The sequence below is a fragment of the Priestia sp. 3CA3 genome (genome assembly GCF_056836725.1).
This window is the reverse complement of sequence record NZ_JBXENJ010000006.1, coordinates 331,823-352,616: the sequence shown is the minus strand read 5'-3', so window position 1 is coordinate 352,616 and position 20,794 is coordinate 331,823. Positions and strand designations below refer to the sequence as shown.

The window sequence follows — 20,794 nt, the reverse complement described above, 5'->3', positions numbered from 1 at the left end:
TTGTTAGACAAATTAAAAGATTTTTCATCTCATTTTTTTGTGACAGGGGAGCCAATGATTTACGGAGCCGATGTCGCCGTATTGTTAACACTAGCCGGTATTATTTTTGTTCTTACGTATCTTAAAAAGTGGAAGTGGCTATGGCGTGAGTGGCTCACAACGGTGGATCATAAAAAAATTGGAATCATGTATATGCTTTCTTCATTGTTAATGCTGTTTCGAGGCGGAGTAGATGCATTATTGATGCGTATGCAGCTAGCATTTCCTCAGTGGCATTTTCTAGATTCTAATCATTACAACGAAATTTTTACTACGCACGGAACCATTATGATTCTATTTATGGCAATGCCGCTTATGTTTGCTTTCTTTAATATTGTTGTACCTCTTCAAATTGGAGCAAGAGATGTCGCCTATCCTTTTTTAAACGCGGTAAGCTTTTGGCTATTTTTCTTTGGCGCCATGCTTTTCAATTTGTCGTTTGTAATCGGAGGATCGCCAGATGCAGGGTGGTTGAGTTATCCGCCGCTTTCTGGCATGCAGTTCAGTCCTGGACCAGGTCAAGATTTTTATATTTGGGGCATTCAAATATCAGGTATTGGCAGCTTGGCTTCTGGAATTAATTTTATTATGACCATTTTAAAAATGCGTGCGCCTGGCATGAAACTTATGCATATGCCGCTATTCACGTGGTCTGTTCTAGCAAGCTGTATTATTATCATTTTCGCGTTTCCTGTATTAACCGTAACGCTTGCTTTATTGTTTATCGACCGCTTCTTTGACGGACACTTGTTTACCATGACCGGCGGTGGAAATCCGATGATGTACATTAACTTAATTTGGATGTGGGGACATCCTGAAGTGTATATCGTTGTGCTTCCGGCATTCGGCATTTTTTCTGAAATCGTTGCAACGTTTTCTCAAAAGAAGATATTTGGCTATAAATCTATGGTTTTTTCAATGATGATTATTAGCGTTCTATCGTATTTCACATGGGTGCATCATTTCTTTACGATGGGTGCAGGCGCTAATGTAAATGTGTTTTTTGCTATTACGACGATGGCTATCGGAATTCCAACGGGTGTTAAAGTGTTCAACTGGTTATTTACAATGTTCCGCGGTCGTATTCAAATGACCCAGCCAATGTTATGGACAATTGCTTTTATCCCGTGCTTTGTTGTGGGAGGAGCAACGGGTGTTATGCTTTCAGCAGCTCCCGCAGACTATCAGTATCATAATAGCTACTTTTTAGTTGCACACTTTCACCAAGTGTTAATCGGAGGCGTTGTATTCGGCTTTTTTGCAGGTTTGTACTATTGGTGGCCAAAAATGTTTGGCTTTAAGTTAAATGACCGTCTTGGCAAATGGGCATTTTGGACGTGGAATATTGGTATTTATGTATGCTTCATGCCTCAATATGCACTAGGGTTTATGGGAATGACGCGCCGTATTTATACGTACGATTTTGACATGGGATGGGGACCGCTGAACGTTATCTCTACAGTGGGAGCCTTCTTTATGGGCATAGGGTTTATCTTTCAAGCATGGCAGATTCTTCATGGCATTAAGTACGGAGAACGAGATGTAACAGGAGATCCTTGGAATGGCCGCACATTAGAATGGTCCATTCCTTCACCTCCGCCGCACTACAATTTTGCAGTGATTCCAACAGTAACCGGGCAAGATGCGTGGTGGACGATAAAAGAAGAAAGAAAAAAGAAAAAAGCGAAGGAAGCAGCGGCTTTTTCTCCAATTCATATGCCAAAGAATTCAGGTATCCCGTTTATTATGTCAGTTTTTTGGTTCATTGCTGGTTTTGGCTTAACGTTCCACTGGGTATGGATGGCGATATTCGGTTTGACAGGAGTCGGAGCTTGTTTACTAGCTCGTTCTTTTCAATACAACTCGGATTATTATATTCCCGTTGATGAAATTCGACATACAGAAAATTCAGTAGGGAGGGTCGGGTAACATGGCATATGCGACAGCGCACCACGAAGAACATCATCATGAACATGATGAAGAAATCAAAGTTATGGGTTTTTGGCTTTTCCTCGTAACGGACTGCATCTTATTTGGAGCATTATTTGCTACGTATGCTGTTCTTGTTAATCATACTGCAGGAGGCCTTACGGGAAAGGAATTTTTTGAAGTCCCAGGATTTGTTTCTGAAACGTTTATCTTATTAACGAGCAGCTTTACAAGCGGATTGGCCGTGTTAAGCATGCACAAAGGAAAAATAAAGTCTTTAATTGGCTGGCTGATCGTAACTCTGCTTTTAGGTGTATGCTTTGTTGGCCTTGAAATTCATGAATTTCAAACTATGGTTCACGAAGGAGCAACCATTTCCACAAGCGCATTTTTTACGGCTTTCTATACACTAGTTAGTACACACGGGCTGCACGTTTCGGTTGGAATCATTTGGATGATTTCAATTACAATCCAGTTAAAACGATACGGAATTACCTCTGTAACAAAACGAAAAGTGACGATTATCAGCTTATACTGGCATTTTCTTGATGCCGTCTGGATCTTCCTTTACACGGTTGTGTATTTAATGGGGGTGATGTAGATGGAGAACCACGGGTCGTTAAAAGCTTATACAACCGGATTTATTTTCTCAATTATTTTAACCGTTATTCCTCTGCTGCTGGTATTAAACCACGTACTTGCTAAAAATATATTACTAGCTAGCATTCTAGGAATGGCCGTGCTTCAATTTTTCGTTCAATTGTTTTTCTTTATGCATATTAAAGACGGAGAGAAGCCTCGTTATAATGTGATGGCTTTAATACTTGGAATCGTTTTTGTTATTACGATTGTAGCAGGATCTGTTTGGATAATGACTTTTAACTCTCAAGTTCAATAAAAATGAAGCCGTGTACGATGTGCGCGGCTCCATTTTTTATTAATTTCTATAACTTGTGATAAAAATCACATACTTTCGCTTGCGCAAGAAGTACAATAAAAGTGTAGCAAAGAAAGTTCTTTATAAACGAATGTTAAAGGAGAGATTATGATGAATATGGCTTATCGTAACATCCTCGTAGCAGTAGACGGTTCTGTAGAAGCGGAGTGGGCATTCAAAAAAGCAGTTAACAGTGCGAAAAAAAATAACGCTCATTTGATAATTTGTCACGTTATCGATATACAGGCGTTAAGTCCATCACCTTATGCATTTTATACGGATACACGCTTTCAAGATGCAGAGAAATTTGCTGAAGAACTTTTAACCAACTATAGTAACCTAGCCATTAAGGCTGGAGTAACGAAAGTCGAGACCTTAATTGAACACGGTTCTCCTAAAACAAAAATATCTAAAAAAATTGCTCCCGATAAGCACGTTGATTTAATTGTATGCGGTGCAACCGGGTTAAACGCGGTAGAGCGTATCTTAATCGGAAGTGTATCTCAGCATATTTTACGCTATGCCAAATGTGATGTGTTAATCGTTCGCACGCCTAAAGAAGCTGAAGAGGAATCAAAGCCTTTACAAGTAGAACTAACAGAGTAACAGGTACAGACGAGAAATAAAGCTTGTTGTGCACAGCAAAATACAAAGCTCTCACCATTTCATTTATTTAAAGAGTGGGGGGAAACGTATTTTAGTTAAAAGAAGATCCGAACAAGGAGTCAAGGTTCTCAAGAGAGAACGTGACTCGTTCGGATTTTTTTATTGTGATGGTGAATGTAGTTTTCATGTATCCAGCTGTTGATTGAAGGGGAATGGCAGAAAGAAAGGTGAGGATAGTAGAGCACATCAAACATGTTTATGAAAGAAGAAGAGGGGAAGAACAAGCATATAGAAAACTTTTCCTTAGTTGGTTAAGGTTGATTTATAAAGGAGTGACGAATATGTCAAAGTTAAATAATCCATTAACTCAATATTTCCATGAAGACTATCCAAAGCAGTATCAAGAACCGCCTGGTGTACAAAAAGAAATGAACGTCATCCCAGACTGCGGGGAGAACAGTTACATAGGTGCAGGTAAATTAAAAGGCAGAAAAGCTCTTGTAACAGGTGGGGATTCAGGTATTGGCCGAGCAGCAGCTATCGCTTACGCAAGAGAAGGAGCGGACGTTGCGCTCAATTACTTGCCACAAGAGCAAACTGATGCAGAAGAAGTAAAAAAGCTTATTGAGGCAGAAGGCAGAAAAGCAGTACTCATACCTGGTGATGTAGGCGAAGAATCTTTTTGCAAGGAGCTAGTAGAAAAAGCTTATAAAGAATTAGATGGATTAGACGTTTTAGCGCTCGTAGCAGGTAAACAGCAGGCAGTAGAAGATCTTGCTGATTTAGAAACGGATCAGCTGCGCAAAACCTTTGAAGTAAATGTATTCTCTTTATATTGGACCGTAAAAGCAGCGCTGCCTTATTTACCGGCAGGTGCTTCTATTATTACCACAAGTTCTGTACAAGGCTATAGCCCAAGTCCTAATTTATTAGATTATGCAGCTACAAAGTTTGCCATTAACGGATTCACTCGCGGACTAGCCAAGCAATTAGCTCCAAAAGGTATTCGCGTTAACTCCGTTGCTCCAGGACCTATCTGGACGCCGCTTCAAATTTCTGGAGGGCAGCCAAGCGACGCTATTCCAGGCTTTGGACAAGATACACCTTTGCAGCGTGCTGGTCAGCCGGTAGAGTTAGCAAATGTATACGTATTTTTAGCTTCAACGGATGCAAGCTACGTAACAGCTCAAGTTTACGGAATTACAGGCGGAATAGAACTAGCTTAAAACAAAAAACACGTGCAGTTATGAACTGCACGTGTTTTTTGTTTTATCGTCTTTCACCTTTTAAAGTTTGTACACAAATGTAGCTAAGCGTAGCGAATAACGCTGTAATAAATGCCGAGTGAGACAGTGTAGCAAAGACATTTAAACGAGACATGACAACAAAGATACCGCTAAATATTTGAGCAAAGGTTAAAGCAACTGCAATGATGGACGCGTAGTAAATATCACGGCGAGTTTCTTTATACTGTTTGATAGCAGATACCATAATCCAAATGATAAGAACAAACAGCACAAGAGCAGCAAATCGGTGGGCAAAGTGAATGCCTGTTGTTCCTGATAGCTTTGGAATAAGAGTGTTGCCATAACAAGCCGGAAAGCTTGTACACGCTAAGCTTGCACCTTTGTGACGCACATATGCACCTAAATAAATATCGCAGTAGGTAAATATAAGCGTAAACCATGCGAGCCATCTAAATTTGCCTGTAACGGCCCCTTTAATAAAATGATCCGAACGGTCCTTTTGAATAACAAATATTGAAAGTAAAAATACACCGGTAAACGCAATAAGCGAAAGACCGAAATGCAGGGCTAGCGCCTCAGCTGACTGAGGCCAGATAACGGCAGAAGCCCCGAGCAACGACTCGATAACGATAAATGCAATACTCATGATCGCTAAAATTTTCACTTCACGGTTTCTGCGATAACGAATCCAAGCCCAAATAGAAAATGCTAAAACAAGAAGACCTGCAAATGCGGTAATCAAACGATGCGTATATTCAATCATTGTTGCTACTGCGTATTCGGGTATTAACTGCCCGTTACACAATGGCCACTCGTTTCCGCAACCTAATCCAGATCCTGTGGTTGTGACCAGACTGCCGGCAATCATTAAAATAAACATAACAATCGTTGTAAATATAGCTGTTATTTTAAATAAATTTCTCATACGTTGACTCCCTTTGTTGAGTTACTAATTATGACTATAGATTTGATGAATACGATAGTCAAGTAGTAGAGCGTAATTAACAAATAACTGTCACAAACTCGCACATATTTTCCTTAAATTTTATGTCAGAAAAGCTTTCTTCACTAAGCTTTGTAATGTTTTTTTCCTTTTGAACAATGTAAATATGCTTTCATACATAAGATATAAAAAATTATATTAGTGATTTTATACAATTTGCAAAAAAAACTTTAGAGAGAATGGAGATACAATCATATTCCAAAAGTGATAATATAAATATAAATCAAATGATGTTATAAAACCTATCATTTTATGTTAGGTATAAAATAAACTTTTTTATCACGGAGAAACTTTATTGAAAGGAGAGATAACGATGAGCTTAGAAGCTTTAAATAAAAGAGTAGAAACCGATCTTTCTTACCTTTCTTTCAGGAAACCAACAGAAGTACAGCCAATTATCCCTAAAAGTGGACACGTATACGATGTAATCATTATTGGAGGAGGTCAAAGCGGTTTAGGAACGGCTTTTGGCTTGCTGCGAGAACGCGTGTCAAATATTCTTGTTATTGATGAAAACCGTTCGGGTTTAGAAGGTCCGTGGGAAACGTATGCACGAATGATTACGCTGAGAACGCCCAAAAACTTAACATCTATCGATTTAGGTATGCCTTCGCTTACGTTTCAAGCGTGGTGGGAAGCACAATTTGGCTCAGAGGGCTGGGAAGCTCTTGACAAAATTCCAAGAGGAGACTGGATGAATTATTTACGCTGGTACCGGAGTATTCTTAACCTTCCTGTGGCAAATGAAATAAAATTAACGTTAATTGAGCCGACGGAAACAGGTATTCATCGCTTGCATATTGAAGGAAATGGAGCTGCATGTCCTACACTGATGGCACGTAAAGTTATACTAGCTACAGGAATTCAAGGAGGAGGAGAGTGGCATGTCCCGCCTATGATTTCTGAAAAATTGCCGCCTCATCTTTATTCTCATACTTCACAAACGATTGATTTTACTACGTTAAAGAACAAAAAAGTAGCTGTTTTAGGAGGAGGAGCTTCGGCGTTTGATAACGCCAACTATGCGCTTTCCGAAGGAGTTGCTGAAGCTCATGTATTTGTTCGACGAAAAGAACTTCCGCGTATTAATCCAATCAGACAAATGGAAGCTTCAGGAATGATTGAGCGTTTTCATGCTCTGTCAGATGCTGAAAAATATGAAGTAATGGCTCATTTTTTCGAATACAATCAGCCGCCTACGAATGATACATTTGGACGCGCTTCCTCATGGCCAGGTTTTCATTTGCACGTACATGCACCGTGGCTCGATGTCGAGGGAAAACAGGACAAAGCAGTTGTAACAACTCCTCAGGGAGTCTTTACATTTGACTATTTAATTATTAGCACAGGCCTTCTAACAGATCCGGCTCTTCGTCCAGAATTACGTCTTGTTGAAAAACACATCGCCCGCTGGAGCGATCATTACAAAGCACCACATGAAATTGCCAATCCAGTATTGGATGCCCACCCTTACCTTAGTAATGGCTTTGCTTTTTCAAATTGCAATGGGGAAGGTCAAAAAATGGTATATGGCCTTTTTGCTTTTAATTATTCTGCTTTAATTAGCTGTGGAATTTCTGCTTCCGCTCTTTCAGGGCTGAAATATGCGATACCAAAGCTCGTATCAGAAGTCGCCAATCAGCTTTTTATTGATAACCGCCATGAGAATTTAACCAATTTCTTTGACTATAATGAGCCTGAATTTATCGGCAGCTGGTCAAAAGACGCTAATCAAGTGAAAACAACATAATAAAACTACATTTTTAACAATGAAAAAGGTGAAGCATATGGAGCCGATCTCTAAAAAGAAGATAGCTACTTTGTATACTCAAATTAGCCAAGAAATTTTTAATGTAGGCGTGAATACTCAAAAAATAGATATTATTGATAATAAAATTCTTATACTAGCTCAATCAAAAAGAATGCCAGCGCTAGACGCCCTCAGTGAAGAATATAAAGAATTAGTGATGTCTCTTGATGCGGCTTTGTCGACTAAATATAAAAAAATGCTAAAGCAAAAAGTGGAGCTATTATTCGATATCCAGGTCACTTCTTTATTTAGAGATTATGATCCTGCTACTGAGAATTCTTGTACGGTTATTTGCTTTAAATAACTTCTCTATATAAATGGCAAAACGTTCGATGAAATCGTTTGTTTTGCAAAAAACGTAAAAGACGGATGCTTATCTTCTGTTTACAGAAGCAAAGAGCCGTGAAGATAGAAGGGTTTCCTTCTGTTTTCACGGCTCTTTTTATACATATTTTCATAAAAAAGGAGTGGGGAAATGACTGAATATACACTTGTTGATAAAGCGGCTGTAAAAACTAGTTAAAAAAATCCAATCGATCATTAAAGGAGTGAAAAGCAAGTGGCGATGAATGAAAAAATGGAAACTCAGCATATGGAACTAACAAAAAAATCAGCACCTAATCCTTCATGGGTAGATAAGCTGTTTCATTTAACAGAACGTAAAACAGATGTAAAAACAGAAATTCTTGCGGGAATTACGACTTTTGTGACAATGAGCTATATTATCTTTGTTAATCCGACGATTTTAGCAGATGCAGGCATTCCAAAAGAAGCGGCAATTGCGGCAACAATTTTTGCCACTGTTTTTGCAACTCTTTTGTTTGCACTGTGGGCGAACATGCCTATTGCAGTTGCACCAGGAATGGGACTAAACGCTTTTTTTACGTATACAGTGGTATTGGGTGAAGGGTTAACGTGGCAAACAGGTTTAGGAGCCGTATTTATTTCAGGGGTTGTATTTTTTATTTTAACCATAACAGGCTTACGCAAGAAGATTATTGAAGGGATACCCGCTATTTTAAAAAGTGCTATTTCCGTTGGAATCGGTCTATTTATTGCTTTTATCGGTTTTAAGCAAGCTGGAATTATTGTAAGCAACAAAGAAAATTTAGTAGCGCTTGGACAACTGACAAAACCGGGCCCATTACTTGCTTTATTAGGTTTTATCGCGGTAACTGTATTAACTGCTCGAAAAATTAAAGGAGCTGCTTTGATTAGTATTTTACTAGTATCAATTGCAGGGATGGCGCTGGGCATAGTAGAAGCACCTAAAAGCATCAGCAGCGTTGTGTCGTTTTCAATGCCAAGCATGTCAGAAACTTTTTTACAAATGGATATTAAATCTGCTCTCCATTACGGTCTTTTCTCTATTATTTTTTCATTTACGCTTGTGGAGCTATTTGATAATTTAGGATCGATGATTGGATTATCTAAAAAAGCTGGACTAATGGATGAAAAAGGAGAAATTAAAGGGTTAGATAAAGCGCTTATGGCAGATTCTCTTGCGACTGTAGCCAGTGCTGCTATGGGATCTACCGCAATGAACGCGTATGTAGAAAACGCTGCGGGAATTGCAGAAGGAGGCAAAACTGGTCTTAAAGCACTGGTTGTTGCCATGCTGTTTTTAGTCAGTATTTTGTTCACTCCATTGATCAGCATTATTCCTGCTTTTGCTACAGCACCTATTTTAATTATGGTTGGAGCTCTCATGTTAACAGAAATTAAAAACATTCCTCTCGACGAAATAACAGATGCTGTACCTGCTTTTTGCACCATTATTTTGATGCCGTTAACATTTAGTATCGGCGAAGGCTTAGCGCTAGGGTTTTTATCTTATACATTCGTTAAATTGTTAGCCGGCAAGGCGAAAGAAATCCACTGGATTATGTACATCATTAGCGCCGCTTTTATTATCAACTTCATCTGGGCTGCTTGAACGCATATATCTAGAGCAAAAAAGACTTCTCAGCTGAGAAGTCTTTTTACTGTTCATGTAAATTTTAATTGCTCTTTCTTTACAGGAATAAAAGGTAGCGAAGAAAGATATATAACGTTGAAATCAAAAGAGATACAAGCATAATTGGAGCTCCAATTTTCAAAAAATCCATAAACGAAAATTTATGTCCTTTTTTTACAGCCATGCCAGCTACAATGACGTTGGCAGATGCTCCAATTAACGTACCGTTTCCTCCCAAACATGCTCCTAGAGCCAATGACCACCATAGTACATTGATTTGAGCAGAATCAGGGCTCATTCCCATTCCATGAGCCATATCTTGAATAAGTGGAATCATTGTAGCAACAAAAGGAATGTTATCAATAACAGCTGAGGCAATGCCACTAATCCACAAAATGAGATAAGCTGACAGTGCGATATTGCCGTCTGTAACGTTCAACGCGCCAGCAGCCAGCTTTTTAATAATGCCTACATCGATTAAGCCTCCGACAAGAACAAACAAACCTGCAAAGAAAATAATGGTTGTCCATTCAACAGAATCAAATGCGCTTTCTACTTCATCATGAGTTCTTAATCCAATTACCAGTAGTACAGCAGCACCTGTAATGGCTACCATAGCCGCATCAATGTGCAAAACAGAATGCAGGGTAAAACCTAGAATCGTTAATACTAATACAGTTAACGATTTTTTCATTAAAACAGAATCTTGAATATAATCTTTTTCATTTAAACTCATTAGCTCTTGCTTTTTACTATCTTCTACTTTTAACTTTTTACGATAGATAAGAACAAGAATCCCCAGTGTAACAACACCGATAATCAGTACTGCAGGAGTTAAATTTAATAAAAAAGCATTAAAATCAAGGTGAGGGTTCGCTGCCCCAATCATGATATTAGGCGGGTCGCCTATTAAAGTTGCCGTTCCTCCAATATTTGAAAACAGCACTTCTGATATAAGAAACGGAAAAGGATTAATGTTTAAGATAGTAGTAATCGAAAATGTAACGGGAACAATTAATAACACGGTTGTCACATTGTCTAAAAAAGCTGATCCGACGCCTGTTAAAATCGATAAAATAACTAGAATTCGAACCGGATCACCTTTAGCAATTTTAGCAGACTTGATGGCTGCGTATTGAAACACGCCTGTTTTGTTTGTGATGCCGACTAAAATCATCATACCCATAAGAAGGACAATTGTTTCCCACTGAATGTGTTCGGTAATAGCATTATTAAAATCGACAATACCTAACAAAATCATTAATATAGCACCTAAAAGAGCTGCTGAAGCGCGATTGATCTTCTCGGTCATAATCAAAAAATATGTAATGATAAATATAATAATGGCTGCGTATACATGAAAACTTGTAATGTGTTGAATTGCATTGTGCATAACAGTAACCTGGCGATATGTCATCTAGTGACGAGAACTTTGGATGTTGTCCAGGTTTTCACCTCATCTTTCATCGTTTAATTTACATCCAACTTTACGGTGAAACTTCTATAAAATCCGCTTTCCTTTAACCAACCTCCTTTAAAAGCTTTGGTGTTCTTCAAAATGAAGACGATTCCTTCAGCATTATATCATATTTACATAAAAGCTTTCTTGCTAATTATTCATGTAATTTTCAACCCACACGCTTATTATGCACCTTAAATTCAGTTTACATAATTGATTCCTCTAAAATTGGACAAAGTTAGACAAAGTTGGAACAGTGTCCAATTTTGTCTAACTTTGTGAGAGCAAATAAAACAATGGATTGCTAAGATAAAGCGGTTTTCATGTTGGCACGGTACTTGCAAGAGTAATTAAGTGAAGTTTGATAATCAAATGAGGAGGCTTACCATAATGAAAACTGCTCAAAATAAAACAGAAAAGCTTACGAAAGAAAAAGCCAGCTGGATGTATCAGAAAATGGTAGAAATTCGAAAGTTTGAAGATGAAGTACATCAAATTTTTGCAAAAGGTGTACTGCCTGGTTTTGTTCATCTGTATGCAGGTGAAGAAGCGATAGCGGTTGGAATGTGCGCTCACCTTAATGACAGTGACAGTATTACGAGCACTCATCGTGGACACGGTCATTGTATTGCTAAAGGCGGCGATTTAGATGGAATGATGGCTGAACTATTTGGGAAGGTAACCGGGTTAGGCAAAGGAAAAGGCGGATCTATGCATATCGCGGATTTAGATAAAGGAATTTTAGGAGCAAATGGAATTGTAGGAGGAGGATTTCCGCTTGCATGTGGTTCTGCTTTAACTGCTAAATATAAAAAGACAAAAGATGTAAGCGTTTGCTTTTTTGGAGACGGAGCGGGCAATGAAGGAACGTTTCATGAAGGAACTAACTTAGCAGCCATTTGGAAACTGCCTGTTGTTTTTGTTGCTGAGAATAATGGCTACGGAGAGGCAACTCCCTTTTCTTATGCTTCAAGCTGCAGCACGATTGCAGACCGTGCCGCATCTTACAATATTCCAGGCGTACGAGTGGATGGAAAAGACGTGATGGCTGTTTATGAAGCAGCTGCTGAAGCGATTCAACGAGCTCGCAGAGGGGAAGGCCCAACGTTAATTGAATGTGTAACGTATCGAAATTACGGGCATTTCGAAGGCGACGCACAAACGTATAAATCAGGCAGTGAAAAGAAAGAACATCTTCAGGAAAAAGATGCGATTGCTCTTTTTGAAAACTATTTGCTTTCAGAACAAGTAGTAACAGAAAAAGAGCTTAGAGATATTGAAAGTGACGTAGAAAAAGCAGTAAAACGCGCAGTTGAGCTAGCAGAAACAAGCGATTATCCTGATGCTTCCGAACTATTAACAGATGTTTATGTATCTTACTAATTAAAGGGGGAAAAGAAAATGACTAGAAAATTAAGTATGTCTGAAGCTATCAATGAAGCAATGAAACTAGCGATGCGAAAAGATGAGAATGTGATTCTGCTGGGAGAAGATGTAGCTGGCGGAGCGGAAATTGACCACCTGCAAGATGATGAGGCTTGGGGCGGTGTCCTTGGAGTGACAAAGGGACTTGTACAAGAATTTGGACGTGAACGAATTCTTGATACGCCTATTTCAGAAGCAGCTTATATAGGAGCTGCAATGGGAGCGGCAGCTACGGGGTTAAGACCGGTTGCAGAATTAATGTTTAATGACTTTATTGGCTGCTGCTTAGATCAAGTGCTGAATCAAGGCGCAAAATTTAGATACATGTTCGGAGGAAAAGCAGAAGTGCCCGTCACGATTCGAACGACTCATGGAGCTGGATTCAGAGCTGCGGCTCAGCATTCTCAGAGCTTGTATGCTTTGTTTACTAGCATTCCTGGCATTAAAGTAGTGGTGCCTTCTACCCCTTACGATGCAAAAGGTTTATTATTAGCAGCAATTGAAGACAATGATCCGGTTATCTTTTTTGAAGACAAAACATTGTACAACATGAAAGGTGAGGTTCCTGAAGGCTATTATACGATTCCATTAGGAAAAGCAGACGTGAAACGCGAAGGAACAGATTTAACTATTGTAGCGATTGGCAAACAAGTAAATACTGCACTTACAGCCGCAGATCAATTATCTCACAAAGGAATTGACGTAGAAGTAGTTGATCCTAGAAGTCTATCACCTTTTGACGAAGAGACGATTCTTTCTTCTGTAGAAAAAACGAATCGATTAATTGTTATTGACGAAGCTAACCCAAGATGCAGCATCGCAACAGATATTGCTGCGCTAGTTGCTGATAAAGGATTTGATATGCTTGATGCACCTATTAAACGAATTACAGCACCACATACACCTGTACCATTTTCACCTCCATTAGAAGATATTTATCTGCCAACACCGCAAAAAGTAATTGAAGTTGTATCGGAGTTGCTAGGAGATAAATCGCTTCTAAGCGTGTAAGTAAAGAGAAAGGAGGAGGAAGCAAATGGCTGCAGAGGTTGTAATGCCAAAACTAGGTATGGCAATGAAAGAAGGAACCGTTTCGACATGGAATAAAAAAGTGGGAGACTCCGTTTCAAAAGGAGATATGATTGCAAGTATTAATTCTGAAAAAATAGAAATGGAAATTGAAGCACCGCAGGACGGTGTGATTCTTGATATCCTTGTGCAAGAAGATGTAGGTGTGCCTCCTGGAACGATTATCTGTTATGTTGGAAATCCAAACGAGCAGCTTACTGAGCAAAGCAGTTCAGCAAATGAGCTTCAGGCTCCTAAAAACGAGGTAGCCGCCACTATCTCTTTAGAAGAGCCACCAGCAAACGTAGCTTCATCAAAGAAGAGCAAAGAAACTGTGCGCATTTCACCAATTGCACGGAAAATAGCAGAATCTGAAAACCTTGACATTGAAATGATTAAAGGCACGGGACCAAAAGGAAGAATCACAAAAGCGGATGTAGAGAAAGTGCTGACAGAAAAAGCTTCAGAAACAAGTCATCCACCAGTTGAAATAGATAAAGCTACAAAAAAAGAAACGCTTCCAGTAGCGGGGATGAGGAAAGTCATTGCAGGCCGAATGCATAATAGCTTACTAAACAGTGCTCAATTAACGATTAATATGAAAGCTGACGTGACGGATTTGCTGTCTCTTCAACGAGAAATTAAAGAAGTGATTCAACAACGCCATAAGGTGAAAATCTCTCTAACTGATTTTATTGCTCGCGCTGTTGTTCTTTCACTTCAAGAACACAAGCAAATGAACAGTGCGTATATCGATAACGAAATTCATCTCTATCATCATGTTCATCTTGGAATGGCCGTGGCTTTAGAAAATGGGCTAGTTGTTCCTGTTGTGCAACATGCTGAAAAAATGCCGTTAGTTGAATTAGCTGCAGAGATAAAAACACGAGCAGCAGATGCTCGGCAAGGTCAGTTGAGTACTGATAGCATGCAAGGTTCCACATTCACTATTACTAATCTCGGTGCCTACGGAGTAGAGTATTTTACACCTGTATTGAACCCGCCTGAAACAGGAATCCTTGGTGTGGGAGCTACTGAAGATGTACCTATGTATATAGGAGAGAATTTACAAAGAAGAAACGTTCTGCCTTTAAGCCTGACGTTTGATCATCGCGTACTGGACGGAGCACCTGCAGCTAATTTCCTTGGAACTATTAAACAATACTTAGAGCAACCTATTTTACTACTCTTATAGAAAGGTGGTGCATTCCATGAAACCTTTAGTTGTCATTGGCGGCGGTCCTGCAGGATATGTGGCGGCAATCACTGCCGCCCGGCAAGGAAAACAAGTTACGTTAATCGAACAAAAAGATTTAGGTGGAACATGTTTAAATGAGGGCTGCATGCCAACAAAGTCATTATTAGCAAGCGCGGAAGCCTATGAGAAAATAAAGCAAGCTGAGCAATTCGGCATCACTCTTCCTTTAGAACAAGTGAAAATTAACTGGGATGGCGTTCAGCATCATAAAACAATCATTGTTAAAAACTTGGTCAGGGGAATTGGCTATTTGATGAAAAAGAACAGTATTAAAGTCATGAAAGGAGAAGCTTCTTTTTTGACAAATCATCGCCTAGCCGTGCGAAATGAAAATCAAGTAGAAGAAATAGAGGCTGAACAGTTTATTATTGCTGCAGGTTCAGAACCTGCTAGCCTGCCATTTGCTCCGTTTGATGGAAAGTGGATCATTCACAGTGGACAAGCGATGTCGCTGCCTGCTATCCCTTCATCTCTTTTGATAGTAGGAGGAGGGGTAATTGGGTGTGAATTTGCAAGCATTTACAGTCAAATGGGAACAAAAGTAACGATTGTGGAAGCGGCAGATCAGCTGCTTTCTGGTGAAGACGCCGATATCGCCTTTATGTTGCAGGAAGAGTTAGAGAAAAAAGGCGTAACGATTTATACATCCGCTTCGCTAACAAAAATGCAGCCAGAAGATAAAACGGCTCTATTTAAACATAAAGAAGAACTGCATGAACTGCAGGCTGACTATGCATTAATTTCAATTGGGAGAAAGCCTAGAGTGCTAGGTTTAGGTTTAGAAAAGCTTGGCATACATTTTTCAAAACAAGGAATTGATGTTAATGAGCATATGCAAACGAATATACCTAATATCTATGCTTGTGGAGATGTAGTCGGCGGAATTCAGCTTGCTCATGTAGCCTTTCATGAAGGCACAGTTGCTGCTTTGCATGCATGCGGAAAAGATAAGAGCGTGAATTACCGAGCTGTACCACGCTGCATCTATACTCATCCTGAAATTGCAAGTGTCGGTTTGACAGAAAAACAGGCCCAAGAAAAATACGGTGATGTTCGTATCGGAGAATTTTCGTTTACGGCAAACGGCAAAGCGATGATTGCAAATGATTCTGTTGGAAAAGTGAAAGTAATCGTAGAACCGCAGTTTAATGAAATTATTGGGCTTTCCATTGTAGGTGCACATGCTACAGAATTAATTGGACAAGGAACTATCATGCTGCACGGGGAGTTGACCACGGATGTAATGGAAGACTTTATCGCTGCTCATCCTACATTATCCGAAGCGATTCATGAAGCTCTTTTGCATTCAGCGGGTCAGGCCGTTCACTCATGATTATACAAGTGCTCAAGTTATTAAGCTCTTTAAGAATGAAAAGTAAAAATGAATGATTCAAAAAGGTAAACTAGAGGATGAAGGAATCATGAAAGAGGGATAGGGATTTTCCTGCATCCTCGTCTAGTTTTTCTATTAATTTTTACATAACGTGAGTTTAAGAATCTATCTTTGGTAATGATAACGTTTTCTTTGTGATTTATAATAATAGTAACAAGCCTTGATTTACTATATTCAATTAAGTTTATAGGGGAGAGGTAAGAAATGGAATCCACACTTTCTTTAAACACATGGAAACGTTTTGTAAACGAAGGAGCACTTGAATCTTCAAGGTTAAACGACATCATTGTAAAATCGTGGCACCGCTGTAAAAGCGCAGATGTTAACCCTTACCTAGATAAAGGCAGATCGATTTTAAGAAACGAAGATTTTCATTCTCGAAAACAAATGAACTCTTTATTTCTTGAAACGGCGTTGCCGCACTTAGAAAGAATCAGACAATCAGCGGCAGATTTAGGAATGGTTGCTCTATTAATTGACCCAGAAGGCTATATTTTATCTATTACAGGAAATAGACTTACACTGAATGAAGCAAGAAAAATTAATTTTGTGGAAGGTGCCTGTTGGACAGAAAAAGAAGTAGGAACAAATGCAATCGGGACGGCTCTGCAAACGGAAGAACCCATTATGATAACAGGTACAGAACATTATTCGATTGCTTCGCATCAATGGAGCTGTTCGGCGGCGCCTGTTCGAAATGACGACGGAAATTTAATTGGGATTATTAATATTTCCTGTCCCGTAAACAGAGCGCATCCTTATATGCTTGGAATGGTTACGTCCATTGCGTATACAATCGAACGGGAGTTAAGCATTCGAATGCACAAAGACGAAATTGAGTTGGTTCATGCTTCTATGAATTTTGTCGATAGCAAGCAGCTCTTGCTGCTTTGCAATTACAAAGAAGTGATTGTAGGAGCAAGTAAAACCGTTCGGGAATGTATACCTAAATGGTCAGGACAACAGTTGAATACGATTGTACAACAGGGATTTCGTATAGTGATGGAAGTGCCTGTCATTTCAAAAAGACACGGTCATTCTATTGGAAAGATTGTTTACTTATCAGAAGAAACGACTCATAACCAAATAACTAAACAGATCTCTGCTCAATCATTTTGTTTTAAAGGAGAAGCAGGCATAAGCCGATCCTTTCAGCGAACATTAGAAGAAATAAAGCAGGCGGCTCCTACGGATACAACGGTCTATATTTTAGGGGAAACAGGTACTGGAAAAGAAGTAGTGGCGAGAACGATTCATGAAAACAGTTCGCGTAAAAACGGGCCTTTTATTGCTCTTAATTGTGGTGCCATTCCGAAGGAACTTATGGAAAGTGAATTATTTGGCTATGCGGAAGGAGCCTTTACAGGAGCACGGCGTCAAGGATATCAAGGGAAGTTTGAACAGGCTAATCATGGTACGATTTTTCTTGATGAAATAGGTGAGCTTCCTCATTCTATGCAAGTTTCTTTGTTAAGAGTATTGCAAGAGCGCAAGGTCACGCCTGTGGGAAGCAATCAGGAAATTCCAGTAGACATCCGGATTATTACCGCTACTCATCGAGATCTTCGCCAACTTGTCAATGAAAGGAAGTTTCGAGAAGATTTATACTACCGGCTTCACGTGTACCCCGTGCATGTTCCACCTTTACGGGAAAGAAAAGAAGATATTCCGCATCTTATGCGGTACTTTTGTCAAACGAATGATTGGAATATGAATTTCCCCAAGGAACTAGTAGATAAATTGATAGATTACCAGTGGCCCGGAAACGTTCGAGAATTATTTAATGTACTTGAACGCTTGAAAATTTCACTAAACGCGGACACAGAAAAAGAGACAATATTGAGTTATTTGAGTTCTTTACATCTTGGTGGTCAGAGGGACATCTCTCACTCTGATACTTCACAAGAAATAGAAGAAAACGGTTTTACGTCCCTATCCGCACTCACATTTCGTGAAAAAGTTCAAAAAGACTTGATGATGGATGCTTTACGTAAAACGCAGGGAAATGTGTCGCTTGCTGCTAAGCTGTTAGATATACCAAGAAGTACATTTTATAACAGACTAAAAAAATTCAATTTATAAGCTGAGAGTTTTTAGCTGTTTTAAATTTAGACGAAGTAAAAAATGAACCATTGATCAAGATTTTCGATTAGTGGTTCGTTTTTTTTTTAGGGTGAACGTACGTTCGATTTGTTTAGACCCTTCTAGCAGTTGATTGGAGGGCAAGACGAAAACTCCTGCGGGAAAAGCGGAACAGGTGAGACTCCACAGGAGCGTATGCGACGAGAAGGCTCAGCGGCCGACTGCGGAAAGCGAAGTCTTGCACGGAACCAACTGACCTGTCACGAGCGTTCAGCTCATGTATCCTATTTGTTCGTCGTTAGATTGAATTGATTTCGTTATATCTCGATCTTTTTTAAATTTAATGAAGAATGTACGCATATTTTATTATCAGATTATTCTGTACTATATACAGTATATTGTATACAATATATAATTTAATCAATATCTAATTAACAAAACCAGAGGTGATGAGTGAATGACAGACAAACAGTTTAGAAATGTACAAGACGGCACAAAAGCGGTATGGGCAGGAGAAAAAGAATCGCTTGCTTACAATGCCACTCAAGTTCCCGTCGTCTTCAGCGTAGCTTACAATTATGATGATGTAGATGAATGGCAAGAAGTTGCGTTAGGAAACAAACCAGGCTATACGTATAATCGCATGAGTAATCCTACGGTTAAAGCTTTTGAAGAAAAAGTAAGGATACTTGAAGAAGCAGAAGAGTCGGTCGCATTTTCCTCCGGCATGGCGGCTATTAGCAGCACATTGTACACTTTTTTAAAACCCGGAGACCGAGTCGTATCGGTAAAAGATACATATGGAGGAACAAATAAAATCTTCACTGAGTTCCTTCCTAACATTGGAGTGGATGTAACCTTATGTAATACGGGAAATCATGAAGAAATTGAAGCGGAAGTAAATAAAGGATGTAAAGTGCTGTATTTAGAGTCACCTACAAATCCTACGATGAAAATTATTGATATTGAAAGAATAGCGAAAGCAGGAAAATCGGTAGGGGCAGTGGTCATTATTGATAATACGTTTGCGACACCAATTAACCAAAACCCTCTTCAATTAGGAGTAGATCTTGTCATTCACAGCGCCACAAAATTTTTAAGCGGACACGCCGATGCTTTAGGCGGGGTAGTATGCGGCTCTAAAGAATTAATGCAGCATGTGTATCACTACCGTGAGATCAATGGCGCGACCATGGACCCTATGTCAGCGTATCTTATTTTAAGAGGAATGAAGACGTTAAAGCTGCGTATACGTCAACAAGAACGAAGCGCTTTGGAAATTGCTAAATTTCTTCAAAAGAAAGAAGCTGTTGAAGCCGTCTATTATCCTGGATTGGAAACACACCCTCATCATCATATTGCCAAAAAACAAATGAAAGGCTTTGGCGGAATATTAAGCTTTGTGTTAAAAGGAGAAATGGAAGCTATTAAAATTTTGCTGCCAAAGTTAACGTATGCAAATAAAGCCGGTAATTTAGGAGCAGTTGAAACGATTTACGGTCCGGCAAGAACGACTAGTCACGTAGAATGTACGCTTGAAGAACGTAAAGCTCTTGGAATATCCGAAGGACTGGTTCGCATATCTGTAGGAATTGAAGATACGGAAGATTTAATTGCAGACTTAGAACAAGCATTTGCTCACTTAGAATCTGCATCACCTATTAGTAATTAAAAAGACATGTATTACTTTTTTAAATAAAAATAAGGTAAGCAACTCTTTTTAGTTGGTAGACGTTTCTTCAAAATTGCAGAGATATTGTGGAATAAAGCTGAGAAATTAAACTGCACGTGTATTTTTTCGTCTGATTTTGTAGGTATACTGATAAATTAGATGAAATAAAAATGTTTTTACACGCTTTAAAAATAAACTAACTTACAATAGCCTACAAATAAGGAATGATAGTATGTCGAAACAAGAAAATGAATACACAATAAAAGATGCATCATTGTTTGGATTTAAATTAATGCAGGTAAGTAAAGCCATCTGGCGAGCTGCAGAAGATGATTGGGAGCAATGGGTGAAACCTTATGGTCTGAATGTAAATGAGCATCATATTTTATGTTTGGCTAGCAGCACGGGAGAAATCTCTATGTCAGAGTTAGCTAACTTAGGCGCTATGCATATCTCTACAGCATTTAATTTTTCGAAAAAATTAGAAAATCAAGGGTATCTGCATCTATCCAAAAGAGAAAATGATAAAAGAAATACCTACATCAAACTGACTGAAAAGGGAGAACAATTATTGCTTGACACGCTCAAAGGGTATGAACCACATAACAGTAAGGTGTGCAAAGGCGCACTTCCTTTAAAAACGTTATACGGAAAATTCCCCGATTTTCCAGAGCTCGTAACCGTTGTTCGTCACGTTTGCGGCGGCGACCTAGTGACCGTTGCTGATCAACCTTTTGTGAATATAGAAGAAGCGGGAATAGAAGAAAATGAAGATAAGAAAGAAGTCCAGCTAACTAGTAATTGAACGCGCTGAATAATGGGCAGAGAATAGGGCTTCGTGAAAATAAGTGAATAACCGACCGAGCTGTTTTATCCGTGAGAAACTTCACGTATAAAACAGCTCTTTTT

18 protein-coding genes are annotated in these 20,794 nt (G+C 39.1%); 16 read left to right on the top strand and 2 right to left on the bottom strand.

Features of this window, described 5'->3' with window-relative positions:
* From AC1VNJ_RS18195 to AC1VNJ_RS18175, 5 genes are all read left to right on the top strand, one after another.
* The gene (locus tag AC1VNJ_RS18195; protein WP_482641150.1) at positions 1-1,968 is read left to right on the top strand and encodes a cbb3-type cytochrome c oxidase subunit I; all 1,968 of its coding nucleotides are present in this window, start codon (positions 1-3) and stop codon (positions 1,966-1,968) included.
* Position 1,969: 1 nt separating this feature from the next.
* The gene (gene cyoC, locus AC1VNJ_RS18190; RefSeq protein WP_108674616.1) at positions 1,970-2,569 is read left to right on the top strand and encodes a cytochrome o ubiquinol oxidase subunit III; all 600 of its coding nucleotides are present in this window, start codon (positions 1,970-1,972) and stop codon (positions 2,567-2,569) included.
* On the top strand, positions 2,570-2,866 hold the full coding sequence (gene cyoD / locus AC1VNJ_RS18185; RefSeq protein WP_028413717.1) for a cytochrome o ubiquinol oxidase subunit IV: 297 nt from the start codon (positions 2,570-2,572) through the stop codon (positions 2,864-2,866). It begins immediately after the preceding gene.
* Positions 2,867-3,016: 150 nt separating this feature from the next.
* The gene (locus AC1VNJ_RS18180) at positions 3,017-3,511 is read left to right on the top strand and encodes a universal stress protein (RefSeq protein WP_026106550.1); all 495 of its coding nucleotides are present in this window, start codon (positions 3,017-3,019) and stop codon (positions 3,509-3,511) included.
* Between the two features lie 341 nt (positions 3,512-3,852).
* Entirely contained in the window at positions 3,853-4,737 is an 885-nt protein-coding gene (locus AC1VNJ_RS18175) for an SDR family oxidoreductase (protein WP_048021377.1), read from the top strand.
* 43 nt (positions 4,738-4,780) lie between these two features.
* On the opposite strand, the gene AC1VNJ_RS18170 is transcribed toward AC1VNJ_RS18175, so the two are convergent.
* Positions 4,781-5,683, bottom strand: a complete 903-nt coding sequence (locus AC1VNJ_RS18170; RefSeq protein WP_049164113.1) for a COX15/CtaA family protein — start codon at positions 5,681-5,683, stop codon at positions 4,781-4,783.
* A gap of 391 nt (positions 5,684-6,074) precedes the next feature.
* Between AC1VNJ_RS18170 and AC1VNJ_RS18165 the strand changes: the two genes are divergently transcribed.
* From AC1VNJ_RS18165 to AC1VNJ_RS18155, 3 genes are all read left to right on the top strand, one after another.
* Positions 6,075-7,511 carry an NAD(P)-binding domain-containing protein gene (locus AC1VNJ_RS18165; RefSeq protein WP_049164117.1) on the top strand — a complete coding sequence of 479 codons (1,437 nt, stop codon included), beginning with the start codon at positions 6,075-6,077 and terminating at the stop codon, positions 7,509-7,511.
* A 37-nt stretch (positions 7,512-7,548) separates the two neighbouring features.
* Positions 7,549-7,875 (top strand): Na-translocating system protein MpsC family protein, encoded by a 327-nt coding sequence (locus AC1VNJ_RS18160; protein WP_014460548.1) that lies wholly within the window; start codon positions 7,549-7,551, stop codon positions 7,873-7,875.
* A gap of 255 nt (positions 7,876-8,130) precedes the next feature.
* On the top strand, positions 8,131-9,507 hold the full coding sequence (locus AC1VNJ_RS18155; protein WP_049164121.1) for an NCS2 family permease: 1,377 nt from the start codon (positions 8,131-8,133) through the stop codon (positions 9,505-9,507).
* A gap of 79 nt (positions 9,508-9,586) precedes the next feature.
* On the opposite strand, the gene AC1VNJ_RS18150 is transcribed toward AC1VNJ_RS18155, so the two are convergent.
* Complete coding sequence (locus tag AC1VNJ_RS18150; protein WP_013082773.1) at positions 9,587-10,921, bottom strand: ArsB/NhaD family transporter; 1,335 nt, start codon at positions 10,919-10,921, stop codon at positions 9,587-9,589.
* A gap of 456 nt (positions 10,922-11,377) precedes the next feature.
* Here AC1VNJ_RS18150 and AC1VNJ_RS18145 point away from each other — a divergent pair, with 456 nt between their 5' ends.
* The 8 genes from AC1VNJ_RS18145 to AC1VNJ_RS18110 all read left to right on the top strand — a co-directional run bounded on the left by AC1VNJ_RS18145 (position 11,378) and on the right by AC1VNJ_RS18110 (position 20,690).
* Positions 11,378-12,370, top strand: a complete 993-nt coding sequence (locus AC1VNJ_RS18145) for a thiamine pyrophosphate-dependent dehydrogenase E1 component subunit alpha (protein ID WP_375547057.1) — start codon at positions 11,378-11,380, stop codon at positions 12,368-12,370.
* An 18-nt stretch (positions 12,371-12,388) separates the two neighbouring features.
* Positions 12,389-13,423, top strand: coding sequence for an alpha-ketoacid dehydrogenase subunit beta (locus AC1VNJ_RS18140; protein WP_028413711.1), 1,035 nt, complete (start codon positions 12,389-12,391; stop codon positions 13,421-13,423).
* Positions 13,424-13,448: 25 nt separating this feature from the next.
* The gene (locus AC1VNJ_RS18135; RefSeq protein ID WP_165635855.1) at positions 13,449-14,675 is read left to right on the top strand and encodes a dihydrolipoamide acetyltransferase family protein; all 1,227 of its coding nucleotides are present in this window, start codon (positions 13,449-13,451) and stop codon (positions 14,673-14,675) included.
* A 16-nt stretch (positions 14,676-14,691) separates the two neighbouring features.
* Entirely contained in the window at positions 14,692-16,071 is a 1,380-nt protein-coding gene (gene lpdA / locus AC1VNJ_RS18130; RefSeq protein ID WP_311265307.1) for a dihydrolipoyl dehydrogenase, read from the top strand.
* A gap of 264 nt (positions 16,072-16,335) precedes the next feature.
* Positions 16,336-18,213, top strand: a complete 1,878-nt coding sequence (locus AC1VNJ_RS18125; RefSeq protein WP_098626750.1) for a sigma-54-dependent Fis family transcriptional regulator — start codon at positions 16,336-16,338, stop codon at positions 18,211-18,213.
* A gap of 129 nt (positions 18,214-18,342) precedes the next feature.
* Positions 18,343-18,525, top strand: coding sequence for a hypothetical protein (locus AC1VNJ_RS18120; protein WP_176544759.1), 183 nt, complete (start codon positions 18,343-18,345; stop codon positions 18,523-18,525).
* A gap of 145 nt (positions 18,526-18,670) precedes the next feature.
* The gene (locus AC1VNJ_RS18115; protein ID WP_063247235.1) at positions 18,671-19,885 is read left to right on the top strand and encodes a cystathionine gamma-synthase family protein; all 1,215 of its coding nucleotides are present in this window, start codon (positions 18,671-18,673) and stop codon (positions 19,883-19,885) included.
* Between the two features lie 232 nt (positions 19,886-20,117).
* On the top strand, positions 20,118-20,690 hold the full coding sequence (locus tag AC1VNJ_RS18110; RefSeq protein ID WP_048021363.1) for an HTH-type transcriptional regulator Hpr: 573 nt from the start codon (positions 20,118-20,120) through the stop codon (positions 20,688-20,690).
* The last annotated feature ends 104 nt before the right edge of the window (positions 20,691-20,794 follow it).

What these genes read in the sequence shown, in the direction of transcription:
- cyoC (WP_108674616.1), top strand. Translation starts at nt 1,970, where the DNA reads ATGGCATATGCGACAGCGCACCACGAAGAACATCATCATGAACATGAT.
- cyoD (WP_028413717.1), top strand. Translation starts at nt 2,570, where the DNA reads ATGGAGAACCACGGGTCGTTAAAAGCTTATACAACCGGATTTATTTTC.
- AC1VNJ_RS18140 (WP_028413711.1), top strand. Translation starts at nt 12,389, where the DNA reads ATGACTAGAAAATTAAGTATGTCTGAAGCTATCAATGAAGCAATGAAA.
- AC1VNJ_RS18135 (WP_165635855.1), top strand. Translation starts at nt 13,449, where the DNA reads ATGGCTGCAGAGGTTGTAATGCCAAAACTAGGTATGGCAATGAAAGAA.
- AC1VNJ_RS18170 (WP_049164113.1), bottom strand. Translation starts at nt 5,683, where the DNA reads ATGAGAAATTTATTTAAAATAACAGCTATATTTACAACGATTGTTATG.
- AC1VNJ_RS18165 (WP_049164117.1), top strand. Translation starts at nt 6,075, where the DNA reads ATGAGCTTAGAAGCTTTAAATAAAAGAGTAGAAACCGATCTTTCTTAC.
- AC1VNJ_RS18115 (WP_063247235.1), top strand. Translation starts at nt 18,671, where the DNA reads ATGACAGACAAACAGTTTAGAAATGTACAAGACGGCACAAAAGCGGTA.
- AC1VNJ_RS18125 (WP_098626750.1), top strand. Translation starts at nt 16,336, where the DNA reads ATGGAATCCACACTTTCTTTAAACACATGGAAACGTTTTGTAAACGAA.
- AC1VNJ_RS18180 (WP_026106550.1), top strand. Translation starts at nt 3,017, where the DNA reads ATGAATATGGCTTATCGTAACATCCTCGTAGCAGTAGACGGTTCTGTA.
- AC1VNJ_RS18145 (WP_375547057.1), top strand. Translation starts at nt 11,378, where the DNA reads ATGAAAACTGCTCAAAATAAAACAGAAAAGCTTACGAAAGAAAAAGCC.
- AC1VNJ_RS18175 (WP_048021377.1), top strand. Translation starts at nt 3,853, where the DNA reads ATGTCAAAGTTAAATAATCCATTAACTCAATATTTCCATGAAGACTAT.
- lpdA (WP_311265307.1), top strand. Translation starts at nt 14,692, where the DNA reads ATGAAACCTTTAGTTGTCATTGGCGGCGGTCCTGCAGGATATGTGGCG.
- AC1VNJ_RS18110 (WP_048021363.1), top strand. Translation starts at nt 20,118, where the DNA reads ATGTCGAAACAAGAAAATGAATACACAATAAAAGATGCATCATTGTTT.
- AC1VNJ_RS18160 (WP_014460548.1), top strand. Translation starts at nt 7,549, where the DNA reads ATGGAGCCGATCTCTAAAAAGAAGATAGCTACTTTGTATACTCAAATT.
- AC1VNJ_RS18150 (WP_013082773.1), bottom strand. Translation starts at nt 10,921, where the DNA reads ATGCACAATGCAATTCAACACATTACAAGTTTTCATGTATACGCAGCC.